Source organism: Streptomyces sp. 12E, from assembly GCF_055633275.1.
In genome coordinates, this window is record NZ_JBVNCJ010000001.1 from 2,117,530 (window position 1) to 2,139,332 (window position 21,803).

Genomic DNA, 21,803 nt, shown 5'->3' on the forward strand with positions numbered 1-21,803 from the left:
TGTTCCTGGTCAGGAGGGCTCACATTAGCCGCAGCTCCTCACGGGGTCAGCCGGCGGTGGTGAACACCGCGACCGTGCGCGCCGGAACGGTGAACGTGCCGGACCCCTTCGCGTACGACGAGGTCTTCACGACCGCGTCCCCGCCCGCCGCCTGCACCGGGTGCAGGCGGTGGTCGGTCCCGGCGAGGGCGGCGACGCGCTGCTCCTGCCGCTCCGGCGTGGCGTTGAAGACGACGACCAGGTCACCGAGGGCCATCGTGATCACGCCGGGTGTCTCGTCCTTGCCGGAGAGCGGGAAGGAGAGCCGGGACTGCACCTGGGCGGCCGTGTCGAGGGAGAAGACCTTCTCCGTCGTACGGATCTTCAGCAGGTCCCGGTAGGCGGCCGAGGCGCCCTCGATCTGCGGGCAGCCGACCTCGATCGCGCCCAGCAGGGGCTTGGCGTAGGGCCACTTGTCCTGGTTGTCGGCGGCCGGCGGCAGGCCCCGGCCGAAGCCGTTGCCGTCCGCGCAGTTCCAGTGGATCGCGTTGAACCAGTCGCCGCTGTCGTAGGAGTTGCGGTCCAGGGACTTGGAGCGCAGCAGGTCGGTGCCCGCCTGGGAGAGGGCCGGTCCCTGGGAGAGGGTGGCCGTGGCCATGGCGAGGACCTGCATGCGGGCCCGGTCGTCGGCGGAGGTGTCCGCGGGGAGTTTGAAGGCGAGGGCGTCGAACAGGGTCTCGTTGTCGTGCGCGTCGGCGTAGGCGAGGGCGTCGCCGGGGGCGGCGGCGTAGCCGGCGGGGGCGCCGTTGTAGTCGACCTGGGAGCCCTTGACCTCCTTGCCGCTGGTGTCGGTGAAGGTGTAGTCGGCGAGGTTGCCGCTCAGGCCCACCTTGATGAGGTCCTGGTAGTGCAGCAGGCGGGCCTTCTGCTCGGCCTCGGTGCCGTTGTCCTTCGAGGAGTTGGGGTCGGTGTAGAGGCCGGAGGCGAAACCCTGCACGCCGGGGTCCTCGTCGAAGGGGCCGCCGCCGCGCACGGCGTCACGGGCCCGGTCGGAGAAGGTGGCGATGCCGGTGCCGGCCATGTTCTTCTGCGTGGCCTGCTCGAAGCGGGCGTCGTCGGCGATCTCGCCGAAGTTCCAGCCCTCGCCGTACAGGATGATCTTCTTGCCGTCGACGCCGTCCCTGGCGAGGGTCAGCTCGTCCAGCGCCTTCCTGACCGCGAGGATGTTGGCCTTCGGGTGGTGGCCCATGAGGTCGAAGCGGAACCCGTCGACCTTGTACTCCTTGGCCCAGGTGACGACCGAGTCGACGACGAGCTTGCCCATCATGGCGTTCTCGGTGGCCGTGTTGGCGCAGCAGGTGCTGTTGGCGACCGAGCCGTCGGCGAGGAGCCGCTGGTAGTAGCCGGGGACGATCCGGTCCAGGACGGAGGTCTTGGCCTGGCCGCTCGCGGCGGTGTGGTTGTAGACGACGTCCATCACGACCCGCAGGCCGTCCTCGTTGAGCGCCTTGACCATCTCGCGGAACTCGACGGTGCGCTCGGTGCCGTCCGGGTCGGTGGCGTAGGAGCCCTCGGGGACCGTGTAGTGGTACGGGTCGTAGCCCCAGTTGTAGGCGTCCTTGGCGGCGGCCTTCGCCACGCACTCCTGCTGCTTGTCGGAGTCGGCCGGGTAGGCGGCGAGGTCGCAGCCGGGGGTCTGCTGGTCGGACTTCTTCTCGGGGATGGTGGCGATGTCGAACGCGGGCAGCAGGTGCACGTACGAGGTGCCGGCCTCGGCCAGCTCGCGCAGGTGCCTGCTGCCGTCGCTGTCCTCGTCGGTGAAGGCGAGGTAGGTGCCGGGGTTCTTCGCCGTGCGGTCCGCCACGGAGAAGTCGCGGATGTGCAGCTCCTGGACCTGGGCGTCCTTGAGCGGCACGGCCTTCGGCTTGTCATAGCTGTCCCAGCCACGCGGAGTGAGCCTGCGATCGGCCAGGTCGACGACGAGGCTGCGCTCGGAGTCGGTGGTCAGGGCGACCGAGTAGGGGTCGGTGACCTTGTTGGTGACCACCTCACCGGCGCCGGGCGCCCACACCTTCACCTTGTACCGGTACTCCTCGCCCTCCCAGGAGCGCGGGCCGGTGACGGACCAGACGCCCGTGTCGCCGTCCCGGCGCATCCGGACGGTGCGGTCGCCGATCTCCAGCGAGACGTCCTGCGCGGTCGGCGCCCAGACGGAGAGGGTGGGCCGGCCGTCGCGGAAGACCGGGCCGAGGTCCGCCTTCACGGCGCGGTCGGCGTAGAGGTCGTCGAGCACGCCCGCGATCTGCACGCCGGTCGCCGCGAGCACGGCGCCGCTCGCGGCGTGCTGGGCCGCGACCACCTGGCCGCGCAGGGCCTCGCGGACACGGTCCCGGTCGCGCGGGTCGACGGACCAGGCGGTGCCGTCCTTCAGGTGCGGGAACTTCGTCTTCTGCGCGTCGGTGAGGGCCGACTTCGTCAGCCGGATCCAGCGCGCGTCCTCGCCGGTCAGCGCACCGTCCTGCACCGTGATGGAGCCGGTGCGGGAAGCGAGGAGCTGGGTGGAGGCGGCGGCCTCGGAGCCGTCCCAGACGAGGGTGTCCCGGTCGATCCAGACCGCCTTGGAGGTGGTCGGGTCGAGTGCCGCCGCGGAGCCGGCCGGCTGCGGCAGCAGGTGCTTCTCCTGACCGCTCAACAGCCACACCTCGTGGCCGTCGGCCTTGAGGTCCAGCGACCGGTCGGTGGGCAGGTCCTTCTCGTCGCCCTTGTGGACGATGTAGCTGAGGCTGGTGGCACCCTCGGCGAGCGGCACCTCGAAGACAGCGCCATAGGCATCAGTCTTCACCGGCTCCAGGGGGTTCGACCAGTCGGTGGGGTGCGCGGCACCGGTCCAGGTGTGCAGACCCCAGCCGTCGTAGTTCCCGTCGGCGCGCTTGTAGTGCAGTACGGCCTTGGCGGTGTCCTGGTCCGGGTACTCGGGCCGTTCGGTGGTGACGGTCTCCTCGCCCTGCTCGATCCAGATCTCGCCGTGCTGGGTGACGTCGATGGTGCGGTCGGTGGCGACGTCCTTGTCGCCGTCCTTGTCGATGACGAGGAAGCCGACGTCGGAGGCGCCCGGCTTGAGCTTGACGTAGGCGAAGGCGCCGTAGGCGTCACGGCCGGTGAAGGGGTGGCTGTCCGGCCACTCGGTGGCCTCGCCGTCCGCCAGGTCGCCCCAGGCGTACAGGCCCCAGTCGTCGTAGTCGCCGTCCGTGCGCTTGTAGTGGACGATCGCGTAGTCGCGGGAGGCGGCGGCGGGCGGCTCCGCCACGGGCGGGGTGCCGGTGGTGGAGGCGGCCAGGGCGCTCGCGGTGCGGCCGGCCGAGTCGATCACGACGGCCTTGTAGCGCAGGGCGGTGCCGGCGGGGACGTCCTCGCCGATGGTGTGGGTGACCTTGTAGGGGGCGTGGTCGGCGGAGCCGAGGGTCCGCCACTTGCCGTCGCCGGTCTGGGCGGCGAAGACGACCCGGTTGAGCTGTCCGCCGTCGACGTCGGCGGTGACCTCGACGGTGCCGGTGGCGCCCGCCTCGGGAGCCTTGAGGGTGAGCGTGGGCTTGGCAGCCGGCTTGGCGAGCGGGCCGGCGGCCTTGAGGACGATCGCCGAGCCGGCCGGGACGGTGACGGTGATCTTCTTGTCGGCGTCGCTGGTGACGGTGGCGTCGGTGCCGTGGAGGCCCCTGTACGTCATCCGGGCGGAGCCGGTCGCGAAGGTGGCCTTCCGGGCCTCGCCGGAGTTGTTGAAGGCGACGACGTACTCGGTGGTGTCCTTGCCCGTGCCGGTGCGGGAGAAGGCGTAGACGCCCGCGCCGTCGGCCGCGTACCGCTCCTGCTGGACGCCGTCGGTGAGGGCGGGGTGGGCCTTGCGGAGCTCGGCGAGAGCACTGATCTGCTTGTAGAGCGGTGCCCGCGTGTCGTAGGCGTCCTCGGCGTGGGTGCGGTCGGTGCCGATCAGGTCGTCGTCGAGGTAGTCGGCCGTGCGGGAGGCGAACAGGGTCTGGCGGGCGTCCTTGTCGCCGCCGGCGCCGGTGAAGCCCTGCTCGTCGCCGTAGTAGACGACCGGGTTGCCGCGGCTGAGGAACATCAGCTCGTTGGCGAGCATGTCCTTCTTCAGCAGCTCCGCGTCGGACGCGTGCGGGTTGTCCTGCTTCAGGAACGTCCCGAAGCGGCCCATGTCGTGGTTGCCGAGGAAGGTGACCTGCTCGTAGGCGTTGGCCTTGTCGGTCGTGTACTTGTAGTCGTCGCCGAAGACGGCCGCCAGCTTCCTCGCGCTGCCGCCCTGGGAGGCGTACTGCCGTGCCGCCTCCTGGAAGGGGAAGTCGAGCGTGGCGTCGAGGCGGCCCCGGGTGACGTACGGGGCGGTGACGTTGGTGTCGGCGGAGTAGACCTCGCCGAACATGAAGAAGTCGTCCCGGCCCTTCTTGGCCGCGTAGGCGTCCAGGGCGGTGGCCCACTGGGTCCAGAACTCCATGTTGACGTGCTTCACGGTGTCGATCCGGAAGCCGTCGATGTCGAAGTCCTTCACCCACCGCTGGTAGATCTTCTCCATGCCGTCGACGACCTCGGGACGCTCGGTCCACAGGTCGTCGAGCCCGGAGAAGTCGCCGTGCTCGCCGGACTCGCCGGCGAAGGTGGAGTCGCCCCGATTGTGGTACATCCGCGGGTCGTTGAGCCAGGACGGGACCTTGACCCGCTTCTTGGCGTCCGGCACGACGGGGGTGCGCGGGAAGGAACCGCCGTCGACCCGCGGGAACTTCCGGGACCCGTCGGCGTAGTCGGCGTCGTCGAAGGGCTCGCCGTCCTTCGTCAGGTACGGGAAGGCGCCCTTGGAGAGGTAGCCGTAGGACTTCTCCTCGTAGTCGACGACGTCGGCGGTGTGGTTGGTGATGACGTCGAAGAAGACCTTCATGCCCTTGGAATGGGCCTTGTCGATCAACTCCTCGAGGTCCTCGTTGGTGCCGAAGTGCGGGTCGACCTGGGTGAAGTCGGTGATCCAGTAGCCGTGGTAGCCGGCGGAGGCGTCCTTGCCCGTCCCCTGCACGGGCTGGTTCTTGAAGAGGGGCGCCATCCAAATGGCGGTGGTGCCGAGCCCCTTGATGTAGTCGAGCCTCTTCGTCAGGCCCTTGAGGTCGCCGCCCTGGTAGAAGCCCTTGTCGGTGGGGTCGTACCCGGTGCTGAGGCGCGAACCGGTCAGTCCGCCGCGGTCGTTCCCCGGGTCGCCGTTGGCGAAGCGGTCCGGCAGGACGAAGTAGAACTGCTCGCGGGTCAGATCGTGCCGCGCCGGGGACTTCGCGAGCTTCGCGTCCGAGGGCGGCGCGGGCGGAGTGGCGGCGCGGGCGGCGAGCGGCTGCACCAGCGCCGCGGCGAGCGCGGCCACGGTGACGGCGGCGACACGTCGGCCCCGCGCGGTGCGGCGCCCCGGGGGCGTGGGCCATCTGGGTATCAAGGCAGTGAACTCCTTGCGCTTACGGCTCGATTCGGGTCCGACCCCATACGCCGCGGCACGGCCTGTTTCGGCCACGTCACCGGAGCGTCGGCGTGACCGTATCGCCGTTGAAAGCTTTACAGCAAGGGGTGTGAAAGTAACGGTAAGGACTTGCACACGGACGCGGGCCGCGCCGCCGCCCCGCGGACGGCTGCGCGGCCCGCGCGCGTTCAGCAGGACGACTTGCCGGCGTACACCGCGAGGGCCGTGTTCGAGCCCAGGGTGGCGGTCAGCTGTCCGGAACCGTTCACCGTCACCGTGGTGTTGTTCTGGACGTTGCAGTACGTGCCCGCGGGGAGGGAGGTCTGGTAGGTGCGGGTCAGGGAGCCGGACTCGTGGTTGATGGCCACGAAGCCCTTGCCGCCCCGGCCGAACGCGATCGCGTCATTGCCGTTGTCCCACCAGTTGGTGACCGCCTGGCCGCGGGTCGCGTTGCGGAAGGCGACCATGGACTTGATCTCCGGCCAGTTGTGCTGGCACTTCCAGCCGTTCTGCCAGCAGGCGTCGACCCGGCCGCCGCCCGGCGGTCCGGCGTCGTGGTCGGAGAACTCGTACCCGGAGTTGACGTCCGGGGCGCCGTAGGGCCAGGCGAGCATGAAGACGTTGGCCAGGGTGTAGTTGGCGCCGTCCTTGTAGCTGAGCGTGGAGCCGTTGCGCTCGGTGTCGTGGTTGTCGACGAAGACGCCGGCGACGGAGCTGTTCATGTAGCCCCAGCCCTCGCCGTAGTTCTTCAGGTAGGCGAGGTTCTCGTTGTTGAAGACCCGCTTGAGGTCGTACGCGTACCGGAACTCCTGGACGTCCCCGTTGCCGGTGTACTCGGTGGGCTGGACGGCCTCCCCCGCGCCGTGGATGGCCTCCTGCTTCCAGTAGGCGGAGGGGTTGGTCAGCCGGGACTTGATGTTGGCCAGGTCGGCGGCCGGCATGTGCTTGGCGGCGTCGATCCGGAAGCCGTCCACACCGAGGGAGAGCAGGTCGTTCATGTACCCGGCGATGGTCTTGCGGACGTACTCCTCGCCGGTGTCGAGGTCGGCGAGTCCGACCAGCTCGCAGTTCTGGACGTTCCCGCGGTCGCCGTAGTTGCTGATCTGCGCGGTGCAGTCGTCGAAGTCGTACGAGGAGTACAGACCGGGATAGTCGTACTTGGTGTACGACGATCCGCCGGTGCCGGTGCCGCTGCCGGCGGACATGTGGTTGATGACCGTGTCGGCGACGACCTTCACGCCGGCCGCGTGACACGTGTCGACCATGTTCTTGAACGCGGCGCGGTCACCGAGCCGTCCGGCGATCCTGTAGCTCACCGGCTGGTACGACGTCCACCACTGCGCGCCCTGTATGTGCTCGGCGGGCGGGGAGACCTGGACGTATCCGTACCCGGCGGGGCCGAGGGTGGTGGTGCACTCGCGGGCGACCGAGGCGAAGTTCCATTCGAACAGGACGGCGGTGACGTCCTTGCCGCCGGGCGGGGACGCCTCCGCACCGGTCGGAGCCATGACAACCGAGGCGACCGCGAGAGCGGCGGCCCCGGCGAGGGTTCTGCGTGCCATGTGGGGTTACCTTCTTCATCGAAGGGCGTGGGGATACCGCCGTGACCGCTTGAATCCTCTTGCAGAAAGCTTCAGCGGACTTGCGGCACCGCAGATGGTAGAGGCCCGCCACCCGAAAGGGCAGCGGGCCGTACCGACTTCGATGAAAAAAGTCGCGAGCCGGTCTCTCAGTCCGTGGTCCACCACACGGTGGTGTCGGCCGGCACCTTCGCCTCGCCGGCCGTCACCTCCACCTCACCGCTGGCGAGCAGGACACGGCCGTACACGGGCGTGGTCACCGACTCCCCCGTGGTGTTGGCGACGCACACGAACTCCCCGCGCCGGAAGGCGAGGACGCCCTCGGGGGCGCGCAGCCACTCCACCGCGTCGCCCGCGCCCAGGTCGGCCTGGTCCCGGCGGACGGCGAGCGCGGACCGGTACAGCTCCAGGGTCGAGCCGGGGTCGCCGGTCTGCGCCTCGACGCTCAGCTCGCCCCACTCCGCCGGCTGCGGCAGCCAGCTGCCGCCGTCGCCGAAGCCGTACGAGGAGCCCTCGCGGGTCCACGGGATCGGCACCCGGCAGCCGTCCCGGAAGCCGTCCTGGCCGGCGCCCCGGAAGTACGCCGGGTCCTGGCGCACCTCGTCCGGCAGGTCCACGACGTCGGGCAGGCCGAGCTCCTCGCCCTGGTAGACGTAGGCCGAACCGGGCAGCGCCAGCATCAGCAGCGTCGCCGCGCGCGCCCGCCGCAGACCCAGCTCGCGGTCGCCGGCCAGACGGATCTGGGTGCCGAGACCGGCCGGGTTGGCGAAGCGGGTGGCGTGCCGGGTGACGTCGTGGTTGGACAGCACCCAGGTGGCGGGGGCGCCGACCGGGCGCATGGCGTCCAGCGTGCGGTCGATGACCGTGCGCAGCTCCTCGGCGTCCCAGTGGGTTCCCAGGTACTGGAAGTTGAACGCCTGGTGCAGTTCGTCGGGGCGGACGTAGTTGGCGGTGCGCTCGACGGTCGGGGTCCAGGCCTCCGCGACGAAGATGCGCTCGCCGGAGTACTCGTCGAGGATGAGCCGCCACTGCCGGTAGATGTCGTGGACGCCGTCCTGGTCGAAGAACGGCATGACATCGTTGCCCAGAAGCTTCAGCTGCTCATGGGATCCAAGGTCGGGAAGGCCTTCCGCCTTCACCATGCCGTGGGCGACGTCGATGCGGAAACCGTCCACGCCCATGTCGAGCCAGAAGCGCAGGATGGAGCGGAACTCGTCGCCGACCGCCGGGTGCTCCCAGTTGAAGTCGGGCTGCTCGGGGGCGAACAGGTGCAGGTACCACTCGCCGGGCGTGCCGTCGGGCTCGGTGACGCGGGTCCAGGCGGGACCGCCGAAGATGGACTCCCAGTCGTTGGGCGGCAGCTCGCCGTTCGCGCCCTTGCCGGGGCGGAAGTGGTAGCGGTCGCGCGAGGGCGAGCCGGGGCCCTCGGCGAGGGCGCGCTTGAACCATTCGTGCTGGTCGGAGGAGTGGTTCGGGACCAGGTCGACGATGATCCTGAGGCCCAGTCCATGGGCGTCGCGGATCAGCGCGTCGGCGTCGAGCAGGGTGCCGAACATGGGGTCGACGGCGCGGTAGTCGGCGACGTCGTAGCCGGCGTCGGCCTGCGGGGAGGCGTAGAAGGGGCTGAGCCACACGGCGTCCACGCCGAGGTCGCGCAGGTACGGCAGGCGGGAGCGGATGCCTTCCAGGTCGCCCATGCCGTCGCCATTGCTGTCGGCGAAGCTGCGCGGGTACACCTGGTAGATCACCGCGTCCCGCCACCAGTCGCGACGCCGGGCGACGGTGGCGACGGCCGCGTCGGTGGTGGGGGTCGGGGCCGGGGCGGCGGAGTGCTGCTGGCTCATGTCGTCCTTGATACGAGTGCGGTCGGGGTGACGAGTGGGGGTGGGCGGCGGGAGACGGGGCGGCCGCGGTGGCGGCGGGGTCTGGGAATCCCCCCGCTCGAGCGAAGCCGAGAGTGGGGGAGGCCACCGCGGCCGCCTACCCGCGCGCGCGGGGCGCGCGGGAGTCGTCGCACGAAGGGGATCAGCCCTTCGTGCCGCCGGCGGTGAGGCCGGTGACCAGGTTCTTCTGCACGAGGTAGAAGAACGCGGAGACCGGTATCGCGATCAGGACCGCGGTGGCGGCCATGAGGTTGCGCTGTGCGTCGTGCTCGCTGACGAAGCTCTGCAGACCGACGGCGAGGGTGTACTTCTCGTCGTCGAGCATGAACGTCGTGGCGAAGGCGACCTCGCCGAACGCGGTGATGAAGCTGTAGAACGCGGCGACCGCCAGCCCGGGCTTGGCGAGCGGCAGGATCAGCCGCGCGAACGTGCCGAAGGGGGTCAGCCCGTCGACGCGTCCCGCCTCGTCGATCTCGAACGGGATGGTGTCGAAGTAGCCCTTCATCAGCCAGGCGCAGTACGGCACCGCCGTCGAGCAGTAGACGAGGATGAGTCCAAGGTAACTGTCGATGAGCTGCAGATCCGAGAGGATCTGGTACATCGGGACCATCAGGACGGCCACGGGGAACATCTGTGTGAGCAGGAGCACCCACATGAACTTCCGATAGCCCGGGAAGCGCATGCGGGAGACCGCGTAGCCGGTGGTGGCGGCGACCAGGACGCCGATGACCGTGGTGCCGAGCGAGATGATCAGCGAGCTCTTCAGCCAGTGGAAGAAGTTCGTGTTCTCCAGGACGAACGTGTAGTTGTCCAGCGTCATCTTGCCCCAGATGCCGCCGGGACGCAGGTAGTCGTCCTTGTCGGGGCCGAGGGACAGGAAGACCAGCCAGGCGACCGGGAACAGCGCGATCAGACTGGCCACGGTCAGCACGCCGTGCGTGGTGAGGCGGGCCAGCGGACTGCTCTCGCCGCGCCGGCGCGACCTGCGTGCCGGGGCCTTGTCGACGGTGGGCCGGTCCGCCGGAGCAGGGGTGGTGACGGTAGAGGTGCTCATGGGGACTCCTGCCTCAGATCGCGAGCTGCTGCTCATTGCGGTTCAGCCAGCGGCGGTAGAAGGAGGTGAAGACGACCAGGATGGCCAGCAGCAGCATGCCGTAGGCCGCGGACTCGGCGAACTCGCGCGGCTGCTGCCCGAAGCCCAGGTAGTAGGCCCAGGTCACGAGGATCTGTGCGTCCGGGGCGGTGTTGCCGAACAGCAGGAAGATGACGGCGAACTGGTTGAAGGTCCAGATGACGCCGAGCAGGACCACGGTGGAGCTGACCGAGCGCAGGCCGGGCAGGGTGACGTGGCGGAAGCGCTGCCAGGCGTTCGCGCCGTCCATCTCGGCCGCCTCGTACAGGCTGGCGTCGATGGACTGCAGGCCGCCGAGCAGGGAGATCATCATGAAGGGCACACCGCACCAGGTGTTGACCGTGATGGCGGCGACGCGCTGCCAGAAGGTGTCCTCCAGCCACGCCGGGGTCGGCAGGCCGAGGGTGTCCAGGGCGGTGTTGATGATGCCGGCGTCGGCGAGCATGAAGCGCCAGCCGAAGACGGTGACGAAGGTCGGCACGGCCCACGGCAGGATCAGGATCAGCCGGTAGAGGGTGCGTCCGCGCAGCTTCTGGTTGAGCAGCAGGGCGAGGCCCAGGCCGATGCCGTAGTGCAGGCCGACGCAGGCGGCCGTCCACACGATCGTCCAGATGAAGTGCGACCAGAAGCGGTCGTAGGCCGTCTCGCCCCACAGGATGTCGGCGTAGTTGTCGATGCCGATGAACGTGTAGGTGGCCTCGATCTCGTTGACGCCGATGGTGCGGGCCGAGTTCAGGCTGTCCGCGTCGGTGAGGGTGAGGTAGAAGCCGTACGCCAGGGGGTACAGCACGATGACGCCGAGCACCAGGACCACCGGCGCGATCATGGCGTAGGCGTACCAGTGCTTCTGGAAACTGCGCTTCAGGCGGCCGGCCGGGCCGGGGCGGGGCGCGCGGTCACCGCGGCGCTTGCCGGTCGCGCGGTCGATGGCGACTGTCATGGTTCGGCACCTTCTGGATGATCAAGGAGTACGGCACACAGGCCGGCGGCCGCCGGACCCTCCCCTCCTGGAAGCGGGGCCGGCGGCCGCACGGGCATTACTTGCTGAAGTCCGGCACCAGCTTGGCGAACGCGGTCTCCACGTCGCCCAGGCCCTTGTCCAGGGACTCCTTGCCGCTCGCGATCTGCGGGAGCTCGTCGTCCAGCGGACCCCACAGCGAGCTGTACTCGGGCAGGGCCGGGCGCGGCTGGGCGGCGGCGAGGACCGTCTGGTAGCCGGCGATGCCCGGGTCGGCCTTGACCTTGTCGGTGTAGGCGTCGTCACGCGTGGGCAGCGTGGAGTTCTTCAGCGCGATGGTCTCCTGCGCCTTGGCCGAGGTCATGAAGTTCACGAACTTCAGCGCGGCCTCCTGCTTCTCCTTGCTGGAGCCGGCGTAGACGGAGAGGTTGTGGCCGCCGGTGGGGGCGCCCGCCTTGCCGGTGGAGCCGGCCGGGACGGTGGCGACGCCGAGGTTGTCCTTGTCCTTGAAGGCGGAGCCCTTGTAGAAGTTGGTGATCTCCCACGGGCCCTGGATGATCGAGGCGACCTTGCCGTTGATGAAGGCGTCCTGGATGTGGGCGTAGGCGTCGGCGGTGACGTCGGCCTTGTGCAGGCCCTTGCCGTCGAAGAGGTCCAGCCAGGTGCCGTAGGCCTTCTCGGCCGCGGCCGACTTCACGGTGATCTTCTTGGCGTCGACGTCGACCATGTCGGTGCCCTCGCCGTAGAGGAACGGCTGGGCGTAGTAGCCCGCGGTGGAGGCCCAGTAGCCGTCGACGCCGGTCTTGTCCTTGATGGTGGCGGCGGCCTTCTTCAGGTCGTCCCAGGTCTTGGGGACCTCGACGCCGGCCTTCTCGAACAGTTCCTTGTTGTAGACGAAGGCGAGGGTGTCCGTGGTGAAGGGGACGCCGTAGGTCTTGCCCTCGTACTTGGCCTGCTCGATCAGGTTGGGCTTGAACTTGTCCTGCTCGGCGAGGGCCTCGGTGCCGTCCAGCGGCAGGAAGAAGCCCTTCTTGGCGAAGGCGGGGGTCCAGCCGACCTCGGAGCGCAGCACGTCGGGGGCGCCCTTGGAACCGGCGGCGGTGTCGAACTTGTTCTGCGCCTGGTCGAAGGGGACGTTGACGAACTCGACCTTGATGTCCTTGTTGGCGGCCTCGAACTCCTTGACCAGGGCCTGGTACGTCGGCGCCTCGTTGGTCGCGTTGGAGGTGTCCCACCAGGTGATGGTGGTCGGGCCGCCGGCCGAGTCGCCGCTGTCGCTGTCCCCGCCGCAGGCCGTCGCCGCGAGGGCGAGGGACGCCACCAGCGCGGTGGCCGCTATGCCACGCCGCATGAGTTCTCCTTGAGGGTTAAGCCCGTGAGTGCAGGTGCGGCCCCGTCTGCCGTCCTGCGAAACGTGCCGACTGCGCCGATGGAGCCGCCGGGCGACGTGAACGTAACAGCGCGGGAATCTTTTCGAAAGACCTTGCAGAAAAGTTTTGCAAGCAACGCCGAGAGTTACCTCGTCGTGACCTGTTCTCGACCGCTCGGCAATCCGGGTTTCCGCCCGTACGACAGGGGTTCGGACTGTTGTGCAAGACTCTGCAAGCACTTGCCATCCGTTGTCGCCGGGGGAATCATCCCTTGCGGAGCGGACGCCGACCACGACTTGAGGGATCGCGATGACCCAGCAGCCCGCAGCGGGCCGTTCGACGGCGCGCACCAGGCGTCCGATCGGTGTGCAAGGGGAGAAGCGGCAGCTACAGTCCAGTCCTGTGACCACACGCCTCGCCGACATCGCTGCTCAGGCGGGGGTGAGCGAGGCGACCGTCAGCCGCGTCCTCAACGGCAAGCCGGGCGTCGCCGCCACCACCCGCCAGTCCGTGCTCGCCGCCCTCGACGTCCTCGGCTACGAGCGGCCCGTGCGGCTGCGGCAGCGCAGCGAGGGCCTGGTCGGGCTGATCACGCCCGAGCTGGAGAACCCGATCTTCCCGGCGCTGGCCCAGGTCATCGGGCAGGCGCTGACCCGCCAGGGCTACACGCCGGTGCTCGCCACCCAGACGCCGGGCGGGTCCACGGAGGACGAGCTCACCGAGATGCTCGTGGACCGCGGGGTGGCCGGCATCATCTACGTCTCCGGACTGCACGCCGACACCACCGCCGACATGCAGCGCTACGAGCGGCTGCGGGCGCAGGGCGTGCCGTTCGTGCTCGTGGACGGTTTCTCGCCGAAGGTGCAGGCGCCGTTCATCTCCCCCGACGACCGGGCCGCGATGGCGCTCGCCGTCACCCACCTCGCCTCCCTCGGGCACACCCGGATCGGCCTCGCGCTCGGGCCGAAGCGGTTCGTTCCGGTGCAGCGCAAGATCGAGGGCTTCGTGCGCGCCGTGCAGGAGCAACTGGGCCTGAGCGCCGAGACGGTGGAGACCGAGCTGGTCCAGCACTCGCTGTACACGCTGGAGGGCGGCCAGGCCGCCGCCAGCGCGCTCATGGACCGCGACTGCACGGCGGTGGTGTGCGCGAGCGACATGATGGCGCTGGGCGCGATACGAGCGGCCCGGCAGCGCGGTCTGGACGTGCCGAAGGACATCTCGGTGGTCGGCTTCGACGACTCCCCGCTGATCGCCTTCACCGACCCGCCGCTGACCACGGTCCGCAAGCCGGTCCCGGCGATGGGCCAGGCCGCGGTGCGCACCCTGCTGGAGGAGATCGGCGGGACGCCCGCGCCGCACAGCGAGTTCGTGTTCATGCCGGAGCTGGTGGTGCGCGGTTCGACCGCTTCGGCCCCCGGGGACCGGAATCGTCCCTAGGTCGGAGGGAAGGGGCCTTCGGCGCACTACCGCGGTAGGAGGGCACGGGCCTGTCCCCGGAGGAGGAGGTGCGGGCCGGGACCGACCGGGGGATGATCCGAGGCGGAGGTCTTTTCTGGCAGACTTCGGACCCATGGACGACACGACGGTGAGAACGCTGGAAGGCCGGGAAGAGGCCGCAGCGCGTCCCGTCGTGGAGGAGACGGGCCCACGTCGCCTGCGTCGTCTGCGCGTCCCCCGCCGGCCCCGGCTGTGGTTCGAGATCCTGCTGATCGCGGTGAGTTACTGGACGTACTCGCTCATCCGCAACGCCGTGCCGGAACAGCGGGCCGAGGCGCTGCGCAACGCCGACTGGATCTGGCGCCTCGAGCGGCAACTGGGCCTCGCCTTCGAGGAGTCCGTCAACCACGCCGCGAACTCGGTGACCTGGCTCATCGTCGGCATGAACTACTACTACGCCACCCTGCACTTCGTGGTGACGCTGGGTGTCCTGGTGTGGCTCTACCGTGGTCATCCCGGCCGTTACGGGGCGGCCCGCCTGGTCCTCTTCACCACCACGGGCATCGCCCTCGTCGGCTACTACCTGTTCCCGCTCGCCCCGCCCCGGCTGATGGACGGCCAGGACTTCATCGACACCGTCCTGGTCCACCAGACGTGGGGTTCGATGGCCTCCGGCGACCTGAAGAACATGTCGAACCAGTACGCCGCGATGCCCTCGATGCACATCGGCTGGTCGGTCTGGTCCGGCCTGACGGTCTTCGCCCTGACCCGCGTCCCGTGGGCACGGGTGCTGGGCCTGGCGTACCCGGTGGCCACCCTGGTGGTCATCGTCGCCACCGCCAACCACTTCTGGCTGGACGCGGTGGGCGGCGTCCTCTGCCTGGCCTTCGGCTACGGCGTCGCGCTGCTCTGGTACGGCCGCCGGCCGCACGCCCTGCCGAGACGGGTGCCCGAGCGGAGGGAACGGGGGCCGGAGCGGATCCCGGTGCCGAAGCAGGGCTAGCCCGGCAGGACCGGGCGGCGCTCCCCCGGGGCCTCGGCCCCCTGTCCCGGACGACGACCGGACCGCCGCCTTCGCCGGGGGGACGGGGCGACGCGGTCCCGGAGGACGGGCCGGGGCGGCTTTGGGGGGCCGGGCCCGCACGGCGGGGTTCGCCGGGGGATCACGACCCCCCGTAGAACAGCTCCTCCACCACGCTGCGCGCCCGCCGCGCCGTACGCCGGTACGCGTCGAGCATGTCGCCGGCGTGACCGGAGCCGTAGCCCAGGTAACGGCCGACGGCGCCCAGCTCCCGGGGCGCGGTGGGGAAGGTGTCCCCGGCCCGGCCCCGGACCAGCATCACCGCGTTGCGCACGCGGGTGGCGAGCACCCACGCCTCGTCGAGGGTGGCGGCGTCCTCCTCGGAGATCAGCCCGGCCGCGCGGGCGGCGGCCAGCGCCTGCCGGGTGCGGGTCGTGCGCAGGCCGGGTTCCCGCGCGCCGTGCCGCAGCTGGAGCAGTTGCACGGTCCACTCCACGTCGGACAGTCCGCCCGGTCCGAGCTTGGTGTGCAGCTTGGGGTCGGCGCCGCGCGGCAGCCGCTCGGACTCCATGCGGGCCTTCAGCCGCCGGATCTCGCGGACGGCCTCCTCGTCGAGCCCGGCGGCCGGGTAGCGCAGCGGGTCGATCAGCTCGGTGAAGCGGCGGCCCAGGTCCTCGTCCCCGGCGACGTGCTCGGCGCGCAGCAGCGCGTGCCGCTCCCACACCAGCGACCAGCGGCGGTAGTACGCCTCGTACGACTTGAGCGTGCGCACCAGCGGCCCTGACTTGCCCTCCGGGCGCAGGTCGGCGTCGACGATCAGGGGCGGGTCGGCGCTGGGGATCTGCAGCAGGCGGCGCATCTCGGCGACCACCTTGCCCGCGGCCTCGGCGGCCTCCCGCTCGTCCACGCCGTCGCGCGGTTCGTGCACGAACAGGACGTCCGCGTCGGAGCCGTAGCCCAGCTCGTGCCCGCCGAAGCGGCCCATGCCGATGATCGCGAACCGGGTGGGCAGCGTGTCGCCCCAGCCCTCGCGGACGACGGCGCGCAGCGTGCCGGAGAGGGTGGCGGCCGTCAGGTCGGAGACCGCGCCGCCCACCAGGTCCACCAGGGCGCCCTGGTCGGCCTCGGCGGGCCGGGACTCGGTGCCGTAGGAGCCGATGATGTCGGCGGCGGACACGCGGAACAGCTCGCGGCGGCGCACCCCGCGGGCGGCGGTGACGCCCTGGACGGCGTTGTCGGCGCGGCGGACGGCGGCGAGGACCTCCTGCTCCAGGTGGGCGCGGGAGCGCGGCCGGAGTCCCCCGCCGCCGTCGCCGAGCAGGGCCACCGCCTCGGGGGCGCGCATCAGCAGGTCGGGGGCGAGCCGGCCGGCGGACAGCACCCGGGCCAGGTTCTCGGCGGCGGCGCCCTCGTCGCGCAGCAGCCGCAGGTACCAGGGCGTCTTGCCGAGCGCGTCGGAGACCTTGCGGAAGGTGAGCAGACCGGCGTCCGGGTCGGCGGAGTCCGCGAACCAGCCGAGCAGCACGGGCAGCAGGGTGCGCTGGATGGCGGCCTTGCGGGTGACGCCGGACGCCAGCGCCTCCAGGTGGCGCAGCGCGGCGGCCGGATCGGCGTACCCGAGCGCGATCAGCCGCTCCCGCGCGGCCGCGGCGCTGAGCCGGGCCTCGCCGGGGGCGAGCGCGGCGACGGCGTCCAGCAGCGGCCGGTAGAACAGCTTCTCGTGCAGCCGCCGTACGACGGAGGCGTGCCGCTTCCACTCCCGGGTCAGGGTGGCCACCGGGTCGGTGCGCAGGTCGAGGGAGCGGCCCAGGCGGCGCAGGTCGGCCTCGTCCTCGGGGACGAGGTGGGTGCGGCGCAGCCGGTGGAGCTGGATGCGGTGCTCCATGGAGCGCAGGAAGCGGTAGGCGTCGTCGAGCTGGGCGGCGTCCGCACGGCCGACGTAGCCGCCGGCGGCGAGGGCCTTCAGCGCGTCGAGGGTGGTGCCGCTGCGCAGCGAGGCGTCGGAGCGGCCGTGCACCAGCTGGAGCAGCTGCACCGCGAACTCGACGTCCCGCAGGCCTCCCGGGCCCAGCTTCAGCTGCCGGTCGACCTCGGCGGCGGGGATGTTCTCCACCACCCGGCGGCGCATCTTCTGCACGTCGGCGACGAAGTTCTCCCGCTCGGCGGCCTGCCACACCAGCGGCTGGAGGGCGGCGACGTACTCCTCGCCGAGCGCCCGGTCTCCGGCGACCGGGCGGGCCTTGAGCAGCGCCTGGAACTCCCAGGTCTTGGCCCAGCGCTGGTAGTAGGCGAGGTGGGAGGCGAGGGTGCGCACGAGCGGCCCGTTGCGGCCCTCGGGACGCAGATTGGCGTCGACGGGCCAGATGGAGCCCTCGACGGTGGTCTCGGAGCAGATCCGCATCAGGTGCGAGGCGAGCCGGGTCGCGGCGCGCAGCGCCTTGTCCTCGTCGGCCCCGTCGGCCGCCTCGCCCACGAAGATGACGTCGACGTCGGAGACGTAGTTCAGCTCGTGTCCCCCGCACTTGCCCATCGCGATCACCGCGAGCCGGCACAGCGCGGCGTCCTCGGGCGCGGCGGCCTCCGCGAGGGCGAGGGCGGCCCGCAGGGTGGCGGTGGCGAGGTCGGCGAGCTCGGCGGCGGTCTGGGCGACCTCGATGGTGCCGCAGACGTCACGGGCGGCGATGGACAGCAGACAGCGCCGGTAGGCGACGCGGAGCGAGACCGGGTCGGTGGCGCCGGCGAGGCCCCGCTCGAACTCCTCGACGCCCGGGTGCAGGTCGTGCGGCTCGTAGGTGACGAGGGCCTGCCAGTCGCTCGGGTGCCGGGCCAGGTGCTCGGCGAGCGCCTCGGACGCGCCGAGCACCCCGAGCAGCCGGTCCCGCAGCGGCTTGGCGGCTATCAGGGTGTCCAGCAGCTCCTGGCGGTCGGTGGCCCCGTCCTGCGCCTCCAGCAGCCGTACGAGTCCCCGCAGCGCCAGATCGGGGTCGGCGGTGGAGCCGAAGGCGTCCAGCAGCACGGGGTCGTTGCGCACGAGCGCCAGTCCGTCGCTGTCGAGCAGTCGCTCGGCGGCGGACGGATCGGTGAAGCCGTGCCGCAGCAGCCGTGTGAAGGTACTGCTCCTGCGCCCCGGCGCCGACGTCATCCCCGGCCTCCCTCGTGCCTTGCGCCTGTGCCTGGTGCACATGCCTCGGATCAGGGTCGTACGGCCACGAGCCTATCGGGAGTGCACCGTCCCGGCCCGGCCCGCGGCGGTATGCCGCTGTCGGCATTTCGGTGGCGCGGCGGGCGGTTTTCGTATTCGGTGGGGAAAACCGTCCGGCCGGCCGGGAGCGGTCCGGCCGAGCGCGGAGCGGACACGTCGACGAAGGAGCCGGATTTCCATGGACATGACCCTCGAAGTGATCCCCCTCCCCGTGAGCGACATCGACCGCGCCAGGGACTTCTACCGGGACAAGGTCGGCTTCCACGTCGACATCGACCAGGAGGTCATGCCGGGCATGCGCATCGTCCAGCTGACCCCGCCGGGTTCCGGCTGCTCGATCGCCCTCGGCGACACCCTGTGGAAGTCGACCCCCGGCCCCACTCCGCCCCCCGGCTCCTACCAGGGGCTCCAGCTCTGCGTCGCCGACATCGAGGCGGCCCGCGCGGAGCTGACCGCCCGTGGCCTGGACGTCTCCGACCCGGTCCGGTACGCCGACTCCGACGGCGCCACCTTCATGTACTTCACGGACCCGGACGGCAACGGCTGGGCGGTGCAGGAGTACCGGCGGCGGGCGACGGAGCCGCTGCACAAGGTGCTGGGGGGTCCGGCGGAGGGGTAGGCCCGCCGTCGCCGGTCAGAGATCGTCGGGAGGGATCCGGAAACAGGAGAAGTCGCCACCCGCCGGGCGCAGCGCCCGGAAGTCCCGGAGGTCCCTGGTGAGGATGGCGTCCGTGCCGTATTCGGCGGCGAGGGCGACGTTGACCGCTTCCACCAGGTCCAGGTCCAGCGACGCGTAGCGTGCCCGGACGGCCGGCGCGGCATCCATGATCTCCGGCGTCGGCGGAGCCAGGACCAGCCGCATCTGCCGGACACGCCCGGTGAGGGAGCGAAGGATTCCATCAGCCGCCCCGCGCCCGGCGCGACTGGTGGCCACCTGGTGCACCTCGGTGAGCGCGAGCGGGCTGGCGACGAGGAAGCCGCACTGGTCCGCGGCCTTCCTGGCAGCATGGTGATCCGGGTCGGACCGGTTGAACAGGGTGAGGATGCCGGAGGTGTCGGCGATGGCGATCACGCCGCGTCGCCCCGGTTCCGGCGCTCGCGCTCCGCGTGGCCCCGGATCACCGCCGACCGGATCTCGTCCTCGTCCACGGGACCGCCGAGGTCGAACGTCTCCTCGTCGGAGACGAACGGCTCGTCCCACACGCGGTGCGCCAAGGCGATCCGGTGGATACCCTCGCGAATTATTTCCGCCTCCGACACTCCCAGGCGGGCGGCCGCCTCCTTGATCGGGAACAGGTCGCCGTCATCGGCTTGGACGTTGGTGCGCTTGAGGGCCATACCGTCATGGTGCAGGACCTGTACCACGATCATGTGAGCACTTCAGGGATCACCCTGCCCCCTGGAGCCAGGGCGCCGCCCGACCGTGCCACACACATTGCCCGCCCAGTGTGTCAAACCATGACAAATGGCCACTCGGGCTGGGACGGACGGCCACGTGTGCGGTCCGGAGCGCGCGTTCCGGCCCACACCGGGTCACCGGGCACGGGCCGTACGCACACATCCGATGAGGGGAAGTCGCCGATGAGTGAGTCCGTACGAACCGGATCCGGGAGCACCGGAGACAAGGTCAAGGCAGAGACCTCCGCGACGGCCGGCCAGGCCAAGCAGGCCGCGGGGCAGGTCGCGGGGACCGCGGCGGAACAGGCCCGGACCGTCGTGGGCGAGGCACGGCAGCAGGCCGGCACGGTCATCGAGGACCTGCGCACCCGCGCGATCGACGAGGCGGACGGGCAGACGAAGCGGGCGGCCGGCACGCTGCGGCAGTGGGCGAACGACTTCTCCGGTCTGGCCGCCCACGCGGAGAACGACTCGCCCGCCCGCGGCCTGGCGGCCCGCGCGGGCGACAAGGGGATGCGGGCGGCCGACTATCTGGAGCGGCAGGGGGTCGAAGGCCTCGTCGCCGACCTCCAGGGCTTCGCCCGGCGCCGCCCCGGCGCCTTCCTCGGCGGCGCGCTGCTGGCCGGGCTGGCCGTCGGGCGCCTGGCGAAGGTGGCGCAGACGGCGTCCCGGACCGACGGGGACGGACAGCGGCAGGTCACCGCGGCACCGGCCGCCGGCACCCTGCCGGCCGCTCCCCCGCCGGGGACCGCGCCGCCCGCTCCGCCGAACCTCGGCACGACGGGCCGCCCGTTCCCGGAGGTATGAGATGGCCACGCTGTCGCCACTGTCCCGGGCCCGCTCGGCCGAGCCGTACGAAGGGGAGCGGTCTGCGGGTGAGCTGCTCTCCCGGGTGACCTCCGACCTCCAGGTCCTCTTCCGCCAGGAGGTGGAGCTGGCCAAGGCCGAGGTCAAGGAGGAAGGCACCAAGGCGGGCAAGGCGGCCGGGATGTACGGCGCCGCCGGCTTCGCCGGCTACATGGTCCTGCTGTTCCTGTCGCTGGCGGCCATGTTCGGCCTGGCCAACGTGATGGACGGCGGCTGGGCCGCGCTGATCATCGCCGCGCTGTGGGCCGTCGCCGCGGCCGTGCTGTACCAGAAGGGCCGCGCGAAGATGCGCACCGTCTCGCCCAAGCCCGAGCACACCGTCCAGACGCTGAAGGAGGACGCGGAATGGGCACGTCACCCGACCAAATGAGGGCCGAGATAGCGGCCACCCGCAACCAGCTGTCCGCGGACGTGGACCGGCTCGCCGACCGGGCCAGCCCGCGCCGCATGGCCCGCCGTCGCAAGGCGAGGATGCGCCGCACGGTGTCGGGCGTCCGTGACCGCGTCATGGGCACCGCGTCCCACACGGCGCACGGCGTGGCGGACACCGCCCGGTCGGCGGCCGGCTCGGTGCAGTCGGCGGCGGGTTCGGCGGCCGGTTCGGTGCAGGAAGGCACCGGGCGCGCGGCCGACTCGGCACGCGAGGTCGCCGGCCAGGCGGGAGAGGCCATCCAGCAGACGCCCGAGATGGCCCGCCGCCAGACGCAGGGCAACCCGATCGCCGCCGGTCTGGTCGCCTTCGGCGTCGGCCTGCTGGCCGCCTCGATGATCCCCGCTTCCGAGAAGGAGCAGCAGAAGGCGACCGAGCTGATGGAGCGCGGCGCCGAGGCGCTGGAGCCGGTCAAGCAGGCCGCCACCGAGTCGGCGCAGCACCTGAAGGAGGGCGCCAAGGAGGCCACGCAGAGCGCGGCCGCCGAGGTGAAGGACACCGCACAGCAGGCGGCCCGCACCACCCAGGACGAGGCCCGCGGCCAGGCCGGTCAGGTCACCGACCAGGCCAAGGACTCCGGCCGCAGCCTCAAGGACGAGGCCAGGAAGCGCTCCGGTCCCGCCTGAGGCCGGACGCCGACGGCGTCGAGCGGAAGGGGTCCTGCTCCGGGCCCGGACGGGCCCGGAGCAGGACCCCTTCCGTCCCGTCCGGAGCGGTCCCGGGCCGGCGGTCGGTCAGCGGGGTCAGCGGGTGAGGACCAGGAACAGGATGACGGTCGCCACCGCGCTGATGAGCAGCGACCCGACGCAGCCGATCCGATTGCTGAAGAAGAAGAACATGCTCACCGGGTACCCCGCCAAGCCCTCCTGATCGGCACGGTCACGGCTCCGGCGACCGCGTCGGGGGCGCCACGGCCCGCGGCCCGGCCCAGGACACCGAGGGCCGGCCGGCCGCGCGTCACCCTTTGGCGTGCCGCCGGTCCGTTCGCCCCACTCGGCGTCGTCGGCCCGCCTACCGTGGGGCGCCTCGCGATATGACGCGTACGG

Annotated in this window: 15 protein-coding genes; 6 read left to right on the forward strand and 9 right to left on the reverse strand. The window is 71.1% G+C overall.

All coding sequences use genetic code 11. The features are described 5' to 3' along the window. Positions 1-46: 46 nt before the first annotated feature. The 6 genes from pulA to ACZ8ZB_RS09965 form a co-directional block, all read right to left on the reverse strand. Entirely contained in the window at positions 47-5,458 is a 5,412-nt protein-coding gene (gene pulA, locus ACZ8ZB_RS09940; protein ID WP_470737340.1) for a pullulanase-type alpha-1,6-glucosidase, read from the reverse strand. A 209-nt stretch (positions 5,459-5,667) separates the two neighbouring features. Continuing rightward, positions 5,668-7,041: an alpha-amylase gene (locus ACZ8ZB_RS09945; protein WP_470737341.1), complete on the reverse strand. Its 1,374-nt coding sequence runs from the start codon at positions 7,039-7,041 to the stop codon at positions 5,668-5,670. Between the two features lie 167 nt (positions 7,042-7,208). Further along, a complete protein-coding gene (locus ACZ8ZB_RS09950; RefSeq protein ID WP_470737342.1) occupies positions 7,209-8,903 on the reverse strand; it encodes a glycoside hydrolase family 13 protein in 1,695 nt (564 codons plus the stop codon). A gap of 181 nt (positions 8,904-9,084) precedes the next feature. After that, on the reverse strand, positions 9,085-9,996 hold the full coding sequence (locus tag ACZ8ZB_RS09955) for a sugar ABC transporter permease (protein WP_470737343.1): 912 nt from the start codon (positions 9,994-9,996) through the stop codon (positions 9,085-9,087). Between the two features lie 13 nt (positions 9,997-10,009). Further along, the gene (locus ACZ8ZB_RS09960) at positions 10,010-11,014 is read right to left on the reverse strand and encodes a carbohydrate ABC transporter permease (RefSeq protein ID WP_470737344.1); all 1,005 of its coding nucleotides are present in this window, start codon (positions 11,012-11,014) and stop codon (positions 10,010-10,012) included. 97 nt (positions 11,015-11,111) lie between these two features. Continuing rightward, positions 11,112-12,383, reverse strand: a complete 1,272-nt coding sequence (locus ACZ8ZB_RS09965) for an extracellular solute-binding protein (RefSeq protein ID WP_470737345.1) — start codon at positions 12,381-12,383, stop codon at positions 11,112-11,114. Between the two features lie 421 nt (positions 12,384-12,804). On the opposite strand from ACZ8ZB_RS09965, the gene ACZ8ZB_RS09970 reads away from it, so the two are divergent. Then, positions 12,805-13,839 (forward strand): LacI family DNA-binding transcriptional regulator, encoded by a 1,035-nt coding sequence (locus ACZ8ZB_RS09970; RefSeq protein WP_030836445.1) that lies wholly within the window; start codon positions 12,805-12,807, stop codon positions 13,837-13,839. A gap of 133 nt (positions 13,840-13,972) precedes the next feature. Then, positions 13,973-14,842: a phosphatase PAP2 family protein gene (locus ACZ8ZB_RS09975; RefSeq protein WP_470737346.1), complete on the forward strand. Its 870-nt coding sequence runs from the start codon at positions 13,973-13,975 to the stop codon at positions 14,840-14,842. Positions 14,843-15,002: 160 nt separating this feature from the next. Here the strand turns inward: ACZ8ZB_RS09975 and ACZ8ZB_RS09980 are convergent, their stop codons facing one another. Next, entirely contained in the window at positions 15,003-18,002 is a 3,000-nt protein-coding gene (locus tag ACZ8ZB_RS09980) for a bifunctional [glutamine synthetase] adenylyltransferase/[glutamine synthetase]-adenylyl-L-tyrosine phosphorylase (RefSeq protein ID WP_470737347.1), read from the reverse strand. Between the two features lie 238 nt (positions 18,003-18,240). On the opposite strand from ACZ8ZB_RS09980, the gene ACZ8ZB_RS09985 reads away from it, so the two are divergent. Next, positions 18,241-18,681: a VOC family protein gene (locus ACZ8ZB_RS09985; protein WP_470737348.1), complete on the forward strand. Its 441-nt coding sequence runs from the start codon at positions 18,241-18,243 to the stop codon at positions 18,679-18,681. A 15-nt stretch (positions 18,682-18,696) separates the two neighbouring features. On the opposite strand, the gene ACZ8ZB_RS09990 is transcribed toward ACZ8ZB_RS09985, so the two are convergent. Both ACZ8ZB_RS09990 and ACZ8ZB_RS09995 read right to left on the reverse strand, forming a co-directional pair. Next, positions 18,697-19,134 carry a type II toxin-antitoxin system VapC family toxin gene (locus tag ACZ8ZB_RS09990; protein ID WP_470737349.1) on the reverse strand — a complete coding sequence of 146 codons (438 nt, stop codon included), beginning with the start codon at positions 19,132-19,134 and terminating at the stop codon, positions 18,697-18,699. After that, the gene (locus ACZ8ZB_RS09995; protein ID WP_470741454.1) at positions 19,131-19,400 is read right to left on the reverse strand and encodes a hypothetical protein; all 270 of its coding nucleotides are present in this window, start codon (positions 19,398-19,400) and stop codon (positions 19,131-19,133) included. The genes ACZ8ZB_RS09990 and ACZ8ZB_RS09995 overlap by 4 nt, the downstream gene beginning before the upstream one ends. Before the next feature lie 243 nt (positions 19,401-19,643). Between ACZ8ZB_RS09995 and ACZ8ZB_RS10000 the strand changes: the two genes are divergently transcribed. From ACZ8ZB_RS10000 to ACZ8ZB_RS10010, 3 genes are read left to right on the forward strand one after another with little or no spacing between them, the layout of a single operon-like run. Beyond that, positions 19,644-20,267, forward strand: a complete 624-nt coding sequence (locus ACZ8ZB_RS10000) for a hypothetical protein (protein WP_470737350.1) — start codon at positions 19,644-19,646, stop codon at positions 20,265-20,267. Position 20,268: 1 nt separating this feature from the next. Next, entirely contained in the window at positions 20,269-20,697 is a 429-nt protein-coding gene (locus tag ACZ8ZB_RS10005; protein WP_470737351.1) for a phage holin family protein, read from the forward strand. Next, positions 20,673-21,383 (forward strand): DUF3618 domain-containing protein, encoded by a 711-nt coding sequence (locus tag ACZ8ZB_RS10010; protein WP_470737352.1) that lies wholly within the window; start codon positions 20,673-20,675, stop codon positions 21,381-21,383. Before ACZ8ZB_RS10005 ends, ACZ8ZB_RS10010 begins: the two co-directional genes overlap by 25 nt. Positions 21,384-21,803: the final 420 nt, after the last annotated feature.

Excerpts from the sequence above, each read along its gene's own strand:
- ACZ8ZB_RS09985 (WP_470737348.1), top strand. The coding sequence starts at position 18,241 with ATGGACATGACCCTCGAAGTGATCCCCCTCCCCGTGAGCGACATCGAC.
- ACZ8ZB_RS09955 (WP_470737343.1), bottom strand. The coding sequence starts at position 9,996 with ATGAGCACCTCTACCGTCACCACCCCTGCTCCGGCGGACCGGCCCACC.
- ACZ8ZB_RS09945 (WP_470737341.1), bottom strand. The coding sequence starts at position 7,041 with ATGGCACGCAGAACCCTCGCCGGGGCCGCCGCTCTCGCGGTCGCCTCG.
- ACZ8ZB_RS09965 (WP_470737345.1), bottom strand. The coding sequence starts at position 12,383 with ATGCGGCGTGGCATAGCGGCCACCGCGCTGGTGGCGTCCCTCGCCCTC.
- ACZ8ZB_RS09995 (WP_470741454.1), bottom strand. The coding sequence starts at position 19,400 with ATGGCCCTCAAGCGCACCAACGTCCAAGCCGATGACGGCGACCTGTTC.
- ACZ8ZB_RS10010 (WP_470737352.1), top strand. The coding sequence starts at position 20,673 with ATGGGCACGTCACCCGACCAAATGAGGGCCGAGATAGCGGCCACCCGC.
- ACZ8ZB_RS10000 (WP_470737350.1), top strand. The coding sequence starts at position 19,644 with ATGAGTGAGTCCGTACGAACCGGATCCGGGAGCACCGGAGACAAGGTC.
- ACZ8ZB_RS09960 (WP_470737344.1), bottom strand. The coding sequence starts at position 11,014 with ATGACAGTCGCCATCGACCGCGCGACCGGCAAGCGCCGCGGTGACCGC.
- ACZ8ZB_RS09950 (WP_470737342.1), bottom strand. The coding sequence starts at position 8,903 with ATGAGCCAGCAGCACTCCGCCGCCCCGGCCCCGACCCCCACCACCGAC.
- ACZ8ZB_RS09975 (WP_470737346.1), top strand. The coding sequence starts at position 13,973 with ATGGACGACACGACGGTGAGAACGCTGGAAGGCCGGGAAGAGGCCGCA.
- ACZ8ZB_RS10005 (WP_470737351.1), top strand. The coding sequence starts at position 20,269 with ATGGCCACGCTGTCGCCACTGTCCCGGGCCCGCTCGGCCGAGCCGTAC.
- ACZ8ZB_RS09980 (WP_470737347.1), bottom strand. The coding sequence starts at position 18,002 with ATGACGTCGGCGCCGGGGCGCAGGAGCAGTACCTTCACACGGCTGCTG.